Raw genomic sequence first — 15,568 nt, forward strand, 5'->3', positions numbered from 1 at the left:
TGAAATTAGAATGCCCTACAAAAAGAAATATTAATCCTGTTCACAAACCCAAATTGAGTTTCACAAACTCATTTGTACTCTTCTATATAGTCATCTGTATTCTTGTTGAAGATTATATGTAGATGAATTTAACCTACATCTATATAAACACTTAATATAAACTTCAAAAAAAGGTAAAACTTTTAGTAATTAATCCAGTGGCAATAATTTTTTTATGAAGGTTATTACAATTTCTTTACTACTCATTATTCAGATAACATACGCGCAAGAAAAAGAATTAGATAGTATCAAAAGGAGGGTAGATACTTATCTTCAAAGAGATTCTACGAGAGTTCAACTTTTAAACCAATTAACCAAGTATTACACACTTCGGGATATCTCAAAAAGTAAAGCTTTACTTCTAGAAGCTATAGAGATTAGCAAAGAGATTGGTTATATAAGTGGATTAGGTAGCTCATATACGGGTTATAGTATTTTTCATACTCAATCAGGTAACTATGATAAAGGTCTTGTTTATGCCTTAAAAGCAAAAAAAATTCAAGATAGTATTAATGATGTGTCTGGCTTATTATTAACCAATAATTGTATGGCTAGAATATACATTCATTTAAAAAAATCAAAAAAGGCAATCAAAATTCAATTAGAAAATTTAGAGCTTTTAAAGAACCAACCGCTTAGCCCCCAAAAAGCCGGGATACATTTTTATTTGGCTAATGCCTATGGTGATATAAATAATTTTGAAGAAGCAGAATTTCATTACAAGAAAGCCAAATATATTGCCAAGGAAACCAAATTTACAACAGGAGTGTATATTGCAAATTCATCATTGGGTGTATTAGCAAATAGGAGAGGTGAGTTTAAAGAAGCAATTCATTATTTGAAACCAACTTTGAAGTTTTATGAAGAAAATAATCAATTGGCAAATATTGCACATACTAATTTAGAAATGGCAAAGTCCTATGCCAATTTAGGAAATGTTAATAAAGCAATAGAGTTCACTAGCAAAGCAATACGAATTTATAAAAACCAAAAAAATCTAAAATCATTACAATCTGCATACTTAAACCAAAGTAACTTCTATAAACGAATTAATAATTATTTAAAAGCTAATAAGTTTTTAGAAGATCACTATAAGATTAAGGATAGCCTTTTCTCTTATGACAATAAAGTCGTAATGGAAGAAATGCAAGTTAAGTATGAAACAGAAAAAATAAAAAAGGACAAAGAATTAGCAGAACAAAAAGCAATTGTAGTTATTGCCCAAAAAAGACAGAATAAAGAATATTTCATTATCACTTTGGCAGGAATAGGTTTCTTATTCCTACTTTCATTGTTTTATTTTGAAAGAACTAAAATAAAAAGAAAAGCAATATTTCTTTCACGAGAATTAGAAGAAACCCAAAAACGACTAGAGATAGAAAAGCAATATAAAGAAAGTGAATTAAAAGCTTTAAAGTCTCAGATGAATCCTCATTTTATATTTAATTCTCTCAATTCTATTCAGGATCTAATCCTTCAGCAAAATACAGATTCTTCTTATGATTATATTGTTTTGTTTGCTCAATTGGTTAGAAACACCTTAAACTATTCTAGTAAAAATTTTATAGTGATAGAAAAAGAACTTGAGTTTTTAGATGTATATCTTCAACTAGAGAAATTAAGATTTGAAGATGATTTTACATACACTATACAAAGCATAAATACAGAGGGTTTATCTGTACTTTCTCTAATGGTTCAACCTTTTATAGAAAATGCATTACTGCATGGTTTGCTGCATAAAGCTGGTAAAAAACAACTTACTATAGATTTTACTTTTACAGATCACTTGTTATGTACGATCATCGATAATGGTATTGGTAGAAAGGAAGCAAAGAAGATACAGGAGCGACAAGGTAATCACCATGAATCTTTTGCCTTAAATGCTATACAACAGCGATTAGAAATCTTAAAAGATCAGTATGGTACAGATGTGGGATATCAGATATTTGATTTATATAATGATCAATTGGCTATGGGTACCAGAGTAGAAATCAGAATGCCATATCAAAAAGAGTATTAATTGGTGATGTAGTTCTATGTACTGTAATAAAAAACGGATTACAGAAAATTAAAATCAGCTTGAGAGGTATGTATATGCATTATCAGGATAAGAACTAAATGATATTATACCATACAAAATAGGCTAAACCCCACTTGCCTAAGTGGGGGAGGGTACTTATATAAGTGGATAAGTTGATGGCATATATGTTATAGGGGTACTTATGGTAGTGGGTGCTGCTACCTGTAACTCTGGTTAGGGGTACTTCGATTAGTGGGAGGGGGTACTTAAAAGAGAGGTGTGCCCTATGTTTAACAGAGGAAGTACCTGTGTTGAACATAGGATGTCCCTGTGTTTGCACACGGGGAGGGGTACTTCTGCAGTAGGGGAAGGGTACTTGATAAGTACCCCCCAGGTATCCTATTTTATCCTAAAAAAGTTTAAACGACTTCATTTTTTATAGCTTTTAAAATATAGATTGCCAATTCATTTATATAATAGTATACTTCATATTATCAGTAGTATACCTTCTTTTTTATAGCAAACTTTCCATTCACAAACTCAAATAGCGTTTCACAAACTCATTTGTTTGCTTCTGCCTGGTTGTCTGTATTCTTGCCAATGATTAGTAATTCAAAAAATTAAAATATGGTAAAACAACTACTCCGATTTCAATATTTATTTCAGAATGTATTGCGCTTTTCTAAACCAAAACATAGCTATATCGCTGTTTTAGTAATTGGTAACTATTTGGAAACAAAACATTCTTAAAAAACTATTAGAAGGAATCCCTTCCTTTTCTAACACTCTCAAGTATACATCGAAAACAAACATCAAAAAAAGTAACCCATAATAATGAGAAACTGTACTATGAAAACAATTAAATTACTTTTGCTAGGTATAGTAATACTAGCACTATCTTGTAGTAAAGATGATGATGCTACACCACCAGTTAATAAAGCGCCAGAGATCAAGGCGCAATCCTTTACCGTATCAGAATCAGCGACAGATACAGATGTATTTGGTACCGTAAAAGCAACCGATCCAGACAAAGATGCATTAAGTTATAGTATTACCGCAAACAGTGATAACCTATTCGAGATCACAAAAGCAGGAGCACTAAGTTTGGTAGCAGGAAAAACATTAGATTTTGAAACCAAAACGACTTATGAAATCACTGTAGAAGTAACTGATGGTAAAGCCAAAGCATCTGCAAAAATAACAATTACCGTGACAGATGTAAACGAAAATCAATCACCAGTAATTGATGATCAAACATTTACAGTAGCCGAAGATGTTACAAATTCTGTTATTGATGTCGTAACAGCAACAGATCCAGAAGGAGATACATTAACCTATAGAATTAAAGATAATGATGATAACCTATTTGAAGTTGCAGGAGATGGGATACTAAGTCTTGCTCCTAATAAAGTTTTGGATTACGAATCAAGGACTAACTATGCAATTACGATAACAGTTTCTGATGGAAATGGAGGAGAAAGTTCGGCTAGAATATATATTAATATAACCGATGTTTTAGAAACGGGAGATCAAGGACTAAGAGTTCGTACTTTGGCAGGTAATGGAACGTTTGGTTTTACAAACGGTACAGGGACATCAGCACAGTTTTCAACTCCAATAGGGGTAGATGTTGATAGTAATGGTAATATCTATGTAGCAGATCGAAACAATAATGTTATTCGCAAAATTACTCCTGCAGGGGTAGTGAGCACTTTTGCAGGAAGTACTTTTGGATACGCAGATGGTACGGGTACTGCTGCTAAATTTAATAGCCCTTATGGCATAGCTATAGATGCAAATGATAATATATATGTAGGAGATTATATAAATCATCGCATTCGTAAAATTACTCCGGCAGGTGTGGTGACTACATTGGCAGGTTCTGGCGTTGCAGGTTCTGCAGATGGTACGGGTACCGCTGCACAGTTTAATGAACCTTATGGATTGGATGTAGATAGTAATGGCAATGTTTATGTAGCAGATTATGGAAACAACCGTATTCGTAAAATTACTCCCGCTGGTGTAGTGACTACACTTGCAGGAAGTTCTCGTGGTTTCGCAGATGGCACAGGTACTGCAGCCATGTTTAAAGCTCCACATGATGTTGCTGTAGATAATAATGATAACGTATACGTAACAGATGGCTTTAATCACCGTATTCGTAAAGTCACTCCAGCAGGTGTAGTTACTACGTTTGCAGGAACTAATCAAGGTTTTGCAGATGGTACAGGTACGCAAGCAAGGTTTAATATTCCAGAAGGTATAACTATTGATAATTCAGGAAATCTATACGTAACAGATAGGAGTAATCACTGTATCCGTAAGATTACATCTGCAGGTGTTGTAAGTATTCTTGCAGGATCTAATGATTTTGGATTTGTAAATGGTACAGGAGCTACAGCTCGATTCAGACAACCCTCAGGGATTACAGTAAATGCATCCGGAGTTTTTTATGTAACAGATGAGTCTAATCACAGTGTTCGTAAAATAGAACCTTTTTCAAATAATTAAAAAACATAGTATGAAAACAATAAAACTACTGTTGCTATGTACAGCAATATTACTACTATCCTGTAGTAAAGATGATGATGCAACGACCCCCCTGGCTAATAAAGCACCAGAGATTAAGACACAATCTTTTAACGTGTCAGAATCGGCAGCAGATACAGATATATTTGGTACTGTAAAAGCTACCGATGCAGACCAAGATGAGTTAAGCTATAGCATTACTGCAAACAGTGATGATCTATTCGAAATCACTAAAGCAGGAGCACTAAGCCTGGTGGCAGGTAAGACACTTGATTTTGAAACCAAAACGACTCATGAGATTACGGTTGAAGTAACCGATGGAAAGGCCAAAGCAGCTGCAAAAATAACGATTGCTGTTATCGATGTAGATGAAAACATGCCGCCTGTTATTGCAGCACAAAGTTTTACTATTGCAGAAAACAGCTCTTTTAATACAGTTGTTGGTTCTGTGGTTGCTACAGATCCCGATGGTGATACGCTAACGTATACACTTACTAACTCTATTGGTACAGTAGCTACATTTGAAATTGTAGGTAATGAGATCAAACTAAAATCAGGTGTTTTAAATTATGAAGATTTTACAAAACATAATGTTACTATTACTGTAGACGATGGTACACTTACGGCATCGGCACAGGTTACCATAAATGTTACTGATGTAAATGAAGCACCAACATTCGCAGATCGGAATTATACTTTTAGTCAACCAGAAGATATCGATGATACGGTTATTATTGCTACGGTAACGGCTACAGATCCTGAAGGGGATAATCTAATTTATACGCTTAATAATAACCCGGGCAGTCTTTTTGAAATCAACAGTGATGGTGAAATAAGTTTATCAACAGGAAAATTTCTAGATTACGAAAACCAAACCAGTCATACCATAACAGTACAAGCAACCGATGGAAACCTTACAGCCTTGCAACATGGAGTACGTATTAATGTAACCGATGTTACTGATGTAAGTGTAACATCTGTGGGACCTACAGGAGGTTTTGCATTATATAACAACCCTACGGGAGTGGCAGTAGATGGATCAGGAAATATATATATTGCAGATTTCAGTAATCATCGTATTCGTAAAATTACCCCAGGAGGAACAGCAAGTATTTTTGCAGGAGGCACTCAAGGATTTGCAGATGGTACAGGTGCTGCAGCACGGTTTAATTTTCCTTTTGGAGTAGCAGTAGACGCTGCAGGTAATGTATATGTTGCAGATCGAAATAATCACCGTATTCGTAAAATTACACCTAATGGAGTAGTAACTACTGTAGCAGGAGGAACTCAAGGTTATTTTGATGCTACAGGTACTGCAGCTCGATTTAATCACCCAGAAGGGGTAGCAATAGATGCCTCAGGAAATGTGTATGTGTCTGATTATCAGAATCACCGTATTCGTAAAATTACACCTGCCGGAGTGGTGTCTACTTTTGTAGGATCTACTCAAGGCTTTGCCAATGGGACTGGTACTGCAGCTAGATTTGATAATCCAGCAGGAATAACTATAGATACCAATGGAAATCTATATGTAGCTGATGAGCGAAATCATCGTATTCGTAAAATTACTCCAGTAGGTGTAGTAACCACTTTTGCTGGTACTATTGCAGGATTTGCAGATAGTAGTTCTCTTATATCAGCTCGGTTTTTTTCACCTACCGGGGTAGCAGTGGATGCATCGGGAAATGTATACGTAGCCGATAGACTAAACCATCGTATTCGTAAGATTACTCCTGCTGGAGTAGTATCGACTATAGCAGGATCTAGTCAGGGATTTGCAGATGGTACAGGTTCGGTAGCTAGATTTAGACATCCTTCGGGAGTGGCGGTAGATGCATCGGGGAATGTATATGTAGCCGATGAACGCAATAACCGTATCCGTAAGATCATCATTCAATAAACATAGGTATGCAACCCTCATCTCAGGTTTTAGAACTTGAGATGAGGTTGATGTTTAGTAAAACGATGATATACCCAAAATTTAGACTATAACACAATGAAAAAAATATCCAAAGCCCTCATGCTTTTTACTATTGGAGTAGTATTACTTCTTAATAGTTGTAGCAAAGATGATGAGGCAACAACTCCTGTAGAGCCTCCCAAAAATATCGCTCCAGAAATTAAGGCACAATCTTTTAACGTATCAGAAACTGCAGCCAATACAGATGTATTTGGTATGGTAAAAGCTACCGATGCAGACAAAGATGAGTTAAGTTATAGCATTACTGCAAATAGTGATGATGTATTTGAAATTACTAAAGCAGGAGCACTAAGCCTGGTAGCAGGAAAAACATTGGATTTTGAAACCAAAACTACTCATGAAATTACGGTAGAAGTAACCGATGGTAAAGCCAAAGCATCTGCAAAAATAACGATTACTGTTATTGATGTAGACGAAAACATGCCACCGGTAATTACGGCACAAAGTTTTACCATTGCAGAGAATAGCTCTTTTAATACAATTGTAGGTAGTGTAGTGGCTAGTGATCCTGATAATGATAACCTTACATATACCATGACTAATCTTGCAGGTGCTGTAGCCGAATTTGAAATGACGGGCAATGAGATCAAACTAAAATCAGGATTCTTGGATTATGAAACGCTTACCAGTCATACCGCAACAGTTACAGTAAACGATGGTACATTTACAACATCTGCGCAGGTTACTATTACAGTTACAAATGTAAATGAAGCGCCTGTTTTTGGGAATAGCTCTACTACATTTACTGCTGCCGAAAATATAGCAGAAACTGTTGTTATAGGTACTTTGAGTGCAATAGATCCAGAGGCTGATGCGGTTAGCTATAGGTTGGCTAATAATGTACACAGTGATAATTTTGAAATTGATGTGAATACTGGTGAAATAAGCCTAAAATCCAGAGGGAGTTTAGATTTTGAAACCAGAACAAGTTACTCGTTCCAAGCTCATGTAAGTGACGGAACGTTAAGCGCGACCCCCGTTACAGTAACCATAAACATTACTAACGTTTCTGATGTAAATGTAGGGAGCATTTTAGCTCTTAATAAACTGCAAACGGGAATAGTAGTAGATGCCTCGGGAAATATATATGTAGCAGATACTCGTAAAGATCGTATTCTTAAATACCTTTCTTCGGGAGGAACGACAGTTCTGGCAGGATCTGGTGTTGCAGGGTTTGCAGATGGTCCTGGTATAACTGCTCAGTTTGATAACCCTAATGGTTTGGCAATAGATACAGCAGGAAACATTTATGTTGCTGATACTGGTAATCATCGAATTAGAAAAATTACTCCTGCGGGTGTTGTATCTACTATTGCAGGATCGGGTATTAGCGGTTTTGTAAATGGTACAGGTATCGCGGCTCAGTTTGATTCTCCGTATGGGATAGATGTGCATGCAAATGGTGATCTATATGTAGCAGATACAGGCAATCATAGTATCCGTTATATTAATACAGCTGGTGTAGTATATACTCACGCAGGTACTGGTGCTAGTGGTTTGGTTAATGGGAACACTACCACAGCCCAGTTTAATGAACCTATTGATGTAGTTATTGGTCTATCCACAAACCTATATATAGCAGATGCTTCGAATCATGTAATTCGCCAGATTACCGATACGGGATCAGTGCTCACTCTTGCAGGGTCTTCACAGGGGTATGCAGATGGTGCTGGTGCGACAGCGCAGTTTAGTTCTCCGTATGGAGTTACCCGAGATACCAGCGGTAATATATATGTAGCTGATAAAGATAATCATCGTATTCGTAAAATTACTCCTGCAGGAGTCGTGTCTACCTATGCCGGTTCTGGTACTATGGGCTTTGCCAATGGTAATGCTAATGTTGCTCAATTTAATGAGCCGATTAATCTGTGTATAGATGGTTCGGGAACTATTTATGTCACCGATTATCAAAATGATTATATCCGAAAAATATTTGTTCAATAAATAATAACACAAATAGGGTTTACTGTAAAAGTTTTACAGTAAACCCTATTCAACTTAAATAAGATGATATTATGAAAACTATAAAACTACTGTTGCTATGTACAGCAATAATACTACTATCGTGTAGTAAAGATGATGACCCTGCTATTACACCGGTTAATAATGCCCCAGAGATCAAAGCACAATCTTTTAATGCTTCAGAGTCGGTAACAGATACAGATGTATTAGGTACTGTAGAAGCTACCGATGCAGATAAAGAGGAGCTAAGCTATAGCATTACTGCAAACAGCGATAATCTATTCGAAATCACTAAAGCAGGAGCATTAAGTTTGGTAACAGGAAAAACATTAGATTTTGAAACCAAAACTACACATGAAATCACTGTAGAAGTAACCGATGGTAAAGCTAAAGCAGCTGCAAAAATAACAATTACGGTTATCGATGTAGATGAAAATATGCCCCCTGTTATTGCAGATCAAACTTTTAGTGTGGCAGAAAATATAAATACAACAGATGTAATAGGTACTATTGTAGCAACTGATCCAGATGGCGATAATTTGACTTATACACTTACTAACCCAGATAATCCTACGACGGCATTTATTATTGAAGATGATAAGATAAAACTATCCCAAGGAGAGTCGTTAGATTTTGAAACTACAACTAGTCATGTTGTAACCATTACCGCAAGTGATGGAACACTTACAGCATCTGCACAGATTACTATTAATGTTACTGATGTAGTAGAAACAAGTACCGTAACAGTGAGTACTTTTGCTGGGAGCTTTTCTGGGTATGTCGATGCTACAGGTACCGCGGCAAGATTTGCTCTTCCTTCGGGGTGTGCAGTAGATAGTCATGGTAATCTCTTTGTCGCAGATGTTTCTAATCAACGTATTCGTAAAATTACCCCGGCAGGAGTAGTAACTACCTTTGCAGGGAGCACTTTTGGATATGCAGATGGTACAGGTACTGCGGCACAATTTAATGCCCCATATGATATTGCTATAGATGCAAATGATAATCTTTATATTGCAGATTCTAATAATAATCGTATTCGTAAAATTACTCCGGCAGGAGTAGTAACCACGCTTGCAGGTTCTGGGATATCTGGTTCTGCAAATGGTACAGGTACAGCAGCAAGATTTAATGGCCCTAGAGGGGTAGCAGTTGATGCTTCAGGAAATGTCTATGTTTCAGACTATGGTAATCATCGTATTCGTAAAGTTACTCCAACGGGAGTAGTAACAAATCTTGCAGGAGGGTCTCCAGGTTTTGCAGATGGTACAGGACTTAATGCAAGGTTTAATCACCCATCTGGATTAACAGTAAACAGTAACGGAGATATATACGTATGTGATAATGCTAATCATCGCGTTCGTAAAATTACTCCAGCAGGAGTAGTAGCTACTATTGTAGGGAATGGTACCGCAGGTTTTCTTGATAATACAGGTACTTCTGCAAGATTTAGCTACCCTAGAGATATCACCGTAGATGCCAATGATAATTTGTATGTGACAGATTTTGGTAATCGTAGAGTTCGTAAAATTACTCCTGCTAAAGTAGTTACTACTTTAGCAGGTAATGGATCTACAGGTTCTACAGATGGTGATGGGACAGTTGCAACATTTAATTCAGCATATGGGATCGCTTCTGCTGGTTCAGGAATTTTTTATGTAACCGATAATGGAAGTAGCCGTATTCGTAAAATTGTTATTTCTAATAATCGTTAAAAATAGATGAATCAAGCACCATCTCAAGTTCTAAGATTTGGGATGGTGTTACTATGTTACCTATAATTTTTAATACAGTAATTACTATAAAAAAACTAAAATGAAAAAAATCACAATCTTAGGATTATGCATATTATTTTTTAGCTATAACCTAAAAGCGCAAGGAGGGATAAAACATCAAACCCAACAATTAGAATCTATACAGGTAGGAAATTATACCGCGTATTTAACACAGCAGAGCAGTAGTGGTACCTATGAAGGAGGCTTGGATGTATTGCTATATAAAATTACCAATTTTAAAGAGTATACAGTTCAACCTGGTGTTCATAAGGAGGTATATATGCTGTTCGGAGAAGATCCTGATCGTCCTGATGATCATAAAGAAACCATGTTTTTACCAGATAATGAAGCATTCCCGATAACCTATGTTCAAAAAGTTTATGAAGGAAGCCCGGCTATGCAAAAAGAGATAGGATATTCTCCTAGAATTAATAGACTGTCTGATGGAAATCGAATAGTTTTTATTGATGGTAAAATTTTTATGATTGAAGATTGGGTTGATAAGGATAATTATGAGCTTAAAGCTGTATTAGAGTATCAAGCTAAAAAAATGGGAGGATTAAAAAAGATGAAGGAAGTGATGAAATCTCCTAAAAAAATGAAGGCGATGCAGCCGCATAAAACCCTTCAGGAATATTTAGACAATGCATATCATAAACAACAAGAAGTATATGCAAAATGGATAAAGAGTCCTAAAAACGCAGCACTTATTGAAAATATAGACCAGATTAGAGAATTTATAATAGGAGCGATTAATAAGCAAAGAGATGACTGGTATAATTCTGCAGAGTATAAGCGTATTAAAGAAAGAAATGCATCTGCAAGACAAAGCAGTCTCGAAAGCGAAGTGACTATTAGCAATAATACAGGAAAAGATATTTATATTTATGAAGAAGGTTCTAGCAATGGATCACGAGTTTCAGCAAATGGAAGAGGTACTTTTAATTGTAAGAAAAACCAATACTATAGTTTTAGTGGAAATTCATCTGCAAGTAATGGAACCTTAATTGTTGGAGCAAACCAAAACTGTGGTACAACGGTAAATGTAAATTAAAGACACTTGTTGTTGTCTTTACAAGTAATCATCCTACCCTGATTTGAATTTGTTTTTAGAAGATAAAACTTTTCTAGAACAATTGAAATGGATAACCAGAGGCAGACGTAATAATCGTCTGCCTCTTTGTTATTTATAATGAAAATATTTATGCTTTTTATGTTGATATACTATTGCAAAAGTAGTTGTTGTAATTGGTAGCTGTAGTAAATTCAATATATAAAGCTTAGATATAAGATGTCTATATAGATATAACAATTCTTAATAACTTTACTGTAAGGTTTATGATCAAATTGCTACTTTTACATCATATAAAATGATGAGAATATGTCTGATACAATAGAAAGAATAAAGTGTCTTATTATAGGTTCGGGTCCTGCAGGATATACTGCAGCAATATATGCAGCAAGAGCAGATCTTAAACCCATTATGTACACTGGTATGGAACCAGGTGGCCAATTAACAACTACAACAGAAGTAGATAATTTCCCCGGATACCCAGAAGGAATTGATGGGCCAACAATGATGGTACAATTACAACAACAAGCAGAGCGTTTTGGTACAGAGGTACGTATTGGGATGGTAACTGCTGTTGATTTTAGTAAAGAAGTTGGAGGAATCCATAAAGTAACCGTGGATAACGCTACGCAGATTGAAGCAGAGACCGTTATTATCTCTACGGGAGCTACGGCAAAATACCTGGGATTACCTAGCGAACAAAAATTACGAGGTGGTGGAGTATCGGCATGTGCGGTATGCGATGGGTTCTTTTACAAAGGACAGGATGTAGCAATTGTCGGAGCAGGGGATACTGCAGCAGAAGAGGCTACATACCTAGCTAATATATGTACTAATGTTACGATGTTGGTTCGTAAAGATCATATGAGAGCTTCTAAAGCTATGCAACATCGAGTAAATAATACATCCAATATTAAGGTGATGTATAATACTGAAGTTGATGAGGTATTAGGAGATCAGGTGGTAGAAGGATTACGAATGGTAAATAATCAGACAGGTAATAAAGAAGAGATCGAGATTACTGGTTTGTTTATCGCTATTGGTCATAAACCAAATACAGATATCTTTAAAGGACAATTAGATATGGATGATACCGGATATTTGATTACCGAAGGTAAGTCTACAAAGACGAATATTCCGGGAGTGTTTGCCTCAGGAGATGTTCAGGATAAAGAATACAGACAAGCTGTTACTGCTGCAGGAACAGGATGTATGGCAGCTCTGGATGCAGAACGATATCTGGCAACAGTAGAAACTAGTGACGAAGTTTCTGCCTAAGCCGAAAAAAATATAGCATTAAAAAAGAATGTCTCGCTAAACGAGACATTCTTTTTTAATTTAACCTAAACCTACTAGGAACGTAGTCTATATTTTTCTTATACAAAATAGCTTCATTGGCAAAGGTGTTTATGATGACCTTTGGTTCACCAAGCAGGTAAATTTCGGTTTTATCTTTAGCTTCAATACTAATTTCTTCGTTGGTCAAAATATAACAATCACTGGCACCTTCTGCGATTAATGTAGTTTTGGCAACACTCAATTTTTCACCATAAAAATCGGTGTCGCTATCTACTCGTACTAACATCGATTTTACTTCTCCTTCAAGTTTAGCATATCCTTTTTGGTATAAATCTACTTTAAGACTATCGGTTGTAATAATTCCTTTTATTTCTGAACTTTCATTTATTTGATAAGTAACTTCCTGAGCTGTAACATGTAACTCTACTATCGATTTTCCATTGATTATGCAATCTACTTCATTGGCATCAGCTGTAAGAAATACTTCGGCATTATCATTTGCATTTACAATTAGTTTAGTAGTGTTTATAGGAGACAATGATCTAACATTTACTTTGTCATATAGTATAATTTTCTTTAATTCTGAAGCATAAGAGATATCGAGATTTAATGCTTTTGCACGTCGCATATCCCGATCCGACTTGATTGTTAAAACACTATCTACAACTTCTACCTGTATAACCTCTTGCAGATTACTATCTGCTTCGATCTTTACTTGATTATCATTACTTTCATCTAGTGTAACTTCGAAACCTTCATGAATTTCTATGGTATGGAAGTCTTCAACGTCTAGTTGTTCTGTGCTAACAATTTTGTTGCCTTTAATTTTTTCCTTTTGTCCATAAGTGTTTCCCAATACCAGAAATGCCAATAATAACAATAGTGCTCTCATATTTGTGCGAAATTTATATACTAATAAACAGTTTTTTTTGCCTTTAAGTATAGTTCTGTATAAAACTTGTTACAAATATAAATAGAGAAGTGGTATAAATTATTTCAGATTAAAAAATAATAGAGCGTCATTCTTTGGTATTATATGTTTATGAAATATTTTGTTATTACTAAAAGAAGGTTGCTATATGGCAACCTTCTAAAATATCAAATGTTTTTACCTAAAATGATTAATTATGAACATCGGTATACCCTTTCCAATGTTCTCCAAAAGGAGCGAAGCGATATGAACCTCTTCTTTTTCCAAAGGTACTTGATGCTCCTTTTACTGCCCACCATCCTGGTTGTATAGTATGTTCTTTGTGTTTATGTTTATTTTTACCCCAGGTAAGGTGAGCACTTACACTCCCATTACTATCATGAAAAACCGATGTATACATTTGTATAAACTTCCATGTAGCAGATGATTGATAACGTCTACTAGTCGTTTGACTATTATAACATTGCTCTGCACCTGGAAAATTATGACAGAAGGCTTTGGTCTCTAAATTAAGATTTGTGGTCATTAATTTTACAGGGAATTCTTTTATAGAAAAAACCGAGTGATCTAATTTTTCTACTATCGATCTGTTACTTGATACCTTTGCTTTTTCATCAGAGCTAGCAAAATCTATTAGAGCTTTAGGTACAGGAGTACCTTCGGGAGTAAGAGATAAGTATACCTTGAGCATAGAGTTATTTTTAAAATCAATAAACATCTTGGTGTCATTAGGACCAGATTCTAAAGTAGCGATATATGGGTCTGATTCTTCATATCCTTTACTCATGGTTAAACTAATTCCGTTAGAGAAATTGAAGGTTGCCAAATCAATTTCTTCGACTTCTGAGATGTCATTTGTTATAGTATCTTCTTGGATATCCTGATCTTCTTCTTGACAGGAGATAATAACAAGTGTAAAACATGCAATGAGCACGAATTTTGCGGCATTTAAATACTTCATTTTGTGATTTTTTAAGTTTGTTAATATTTGAAGCAAACTTAATACTGTCAAATTATGAAGTGTCCTGATTTTTTGATTTTCAAAAAATCAGGACACTTTCTTGTATTTTTATACTCTATAAGAAGAGAGGAAGTATTTTTAACTAGATTTAAAAGGAACAGGGGTCTTATAAAAAAACTGCCCGGAAAGCATTGGTTGGTTAGTGTTGCTTTCTCAGACAGCTTAGTTTTGGTTGATTATTGATTGGGTTGTTAGCTCTTAGTGGCCTCTAACATCTCCACCAGAGTTATCTGTTTCAGATACTTTTTCTGGATTTCCGTAGTAAACAACATCTGCACCACTTGTTGCTTTCCCGGTAAACTCATTTTTTGCATGGATTTTAATAGAAGCACCACTTGTTGCTCTTGCTTCGGATACTAAACTTAACAAATCTTCTGCACGAATATCTGCACCACTGGTAGCATTTGCTTTATGATTGTTTACTTTTCCGGTTAAATTCATCATGGCACCGCTGGTAACAGAAGTTGTTATTGTTTCGGCTTTTACCTTTAATTTAATATCTGCACCACTAGTAGCACTAAGATCAAGTTCTTTTTGAACTACAGGCTCATTAGAAGAGACACTTGCACCACTATTAACATGAACTTTATTGATTTTGTCATAGGACACAAATACATTTTTTTCGTCAGCAAAGTATATATTTTCATCAGAAGTAACGTATAGCGTATTGCCTTCTACATATACTTCGATATGATCGTGTAAGTTTTTATTGGCTTCTACGATTACTTTTTGATCAGAATCATCTACCAGGATAACATCTAAACCTCTACTTGCTTTAATAGCGTTAAAGTCCTGGTTAATAGTTCTTTCTTTTCTAATTACTTCTCCCTGGCCTTTAACCCCATTAAAGACAACATTACAAGAGCAGCATAAAGCTGATAAGCAAAAGGTGATAATAATTTTGGCTAGTGTGGTCATAATTGTTTGTTTTGATATGTT

Annotated in this window: 10 protein-coding genes; 7 read left to right on the forward strand and 3 right to left on the reverse strand. The window is 35.4% G+C overall.

Annotated features, from left to right (window positions below; all coding sequences use genetic code 11):
• The first annotated feature begins 214 nt into the window (after nt 1-214).
• The 7 genes from Z053_RS0108735 (at nt 215) to trxB (ending at nt 12,656) form a co-directional block, all read left to right on the forward strand.
• Nucleotides 215-2,059 carry a tetratricopeptide repeat-containing sensor histidine kinase gene (locus Z053_RS0108735; protein ID WP_025664649.1) on the forward strand — a complete coding sequence of 615 codons (1,845 nt, stop codon included), beginning with the start codon at nt 215-217 and terminating at the stop codon, nt 2,057-2,059.
• Nucleotides 2,060-2,908: 849 nt separating this feature from the next.
• The gene (locus tag Z053_RS30675; RefSeq protein ID WP_025664650.1) at nt 2,909-4,570 is read left to right on the forward strand and encodes a cadherin domain-containing protein; all 1,662 of its coding nucleotides are present in this window, start codon (nt 2,909-2,911) and stop codon (nt 4,568-4,570) included.
• Between the two features lie 10 nt (nt 4,571-4,580).
• Nucleotides 4,581-6,488 carry a cadherin domain-containing protein gene (locus Z053_RS29960; RefSeq protein ID WP_025664651.1) on the forward strand — a complete coding sequence of 636 codons (1,908 nt, stop codon included), beginning with the start codon at nt 4,581-4,583 and terminating at the stop codon, nt 6,486-6,488.
• A gap of 96 nt (nt 6,489-6,584) precedes the next feature.
• Nucleotides 6,585-8,513 carry an NHL repeat-containing protein gene (locus tag Z053_RS29965; RefSeq protein ID WP_025664652.1) on the forward strand — a complete coding sequence of 643 codons (1,929 nt, stop codon included), beginning with the start codon at nt 6,585-6,587 and terminating at the stop codon, nt 8,511-8,513.
• Between the two features lie 71 nt (nt 8,514-8,584).
• The gene (locus Z053_RS29970) at nt 8,585-10,246 is read left to right on the forward strand and encodes a cadherin domain-containing protein (protein WP_051476009.1); all 1,662 of its coding nucleotides are present in this window, start codon (nt 8,585-8,587) and stop codon (nt 10,244-10,246) included.
• A gap of 100 nt (nt 10,247-10,346) precedes the next feature.
• Nucleotides 10,347-11,360, forward strand: coding sequence for a hypothetical protein (locus Z053_RS0108760; RefSeq protein ID WP_025664653.1), 1,014 nt, complete (start codon nt 10,347-10,349; stop codon nt 11,358-11,360).
• Between the two features lie 327 nt (nt 11,361-11,687).
• On the forward strand, nt 11,688-12,656 hold the full coding sequence (gene trxB / locus Z053_RS0108765) for a thioredoxin-disulfide reductase (RefSeq protein ID WP_025664654.1): 969 nt from the start codon (nt 11,688-11,690) through the stop codon (nt 12,654-12,656).
• Between the two features lie 55 nt (nt 12,657-12,711).
• Here trxB and Z053_RS0108770 read toward each other — a convergent pair whose 3' ends face one another.
• The 3 genes from Z053_RS0108770 to Z053_RS0108780 form a co-directional block, all read right to left on the reverse strand.
• Nucleotides 12,712-13,569, reverse strand: coding sequence for a GIN domain-containing protein (locus Z053_RS0108770; RefSeq protein ID WP_025664655.1), 858 nt, complete (start codon nt 13,567-13,569; stop codon nt 12,712-12,714).
• 229 nt (nt 13,570-13,798) lie between these two features.
• A complete protein-coding gene (locus Z053_RS0108775; protein WP_025664656.1) occupies nt 13,799-14,569 on the reverse strand; it encodes a hypothetical protein in 771 nt (256 codons plus the stop codon).
• A 258-nt stretch (nt 14,570-14,827) separates the two neighbouring features.
• Nucleotides 14,828-15,547 carry a head GIN domain-containing protein gene (locus Z053_RS0108780; protein ID WP_025664657.1) on the reverse strand — a complete coding sequence of 240 codons (720 nt, stop codon included), beginning with the start codon at nt 15,545-15,547 and terminating at the stop codon, nt 14,828-14,830.
• Nucleotides 15,548-15,568: the final 21 nt, after the last annotated feature.

Origin of the sequence: Aquimarina megaterium XH134, assembly GCF_000520975.1 — a bacterium.
In the GTDB taxonomy this organism is placed as follows: Bacteria; Bacteroidota; Bacteroidia; order Flavobacteriales; family Flavobacteriaceae; genus Aquimarina; species Aquimarina megaterium.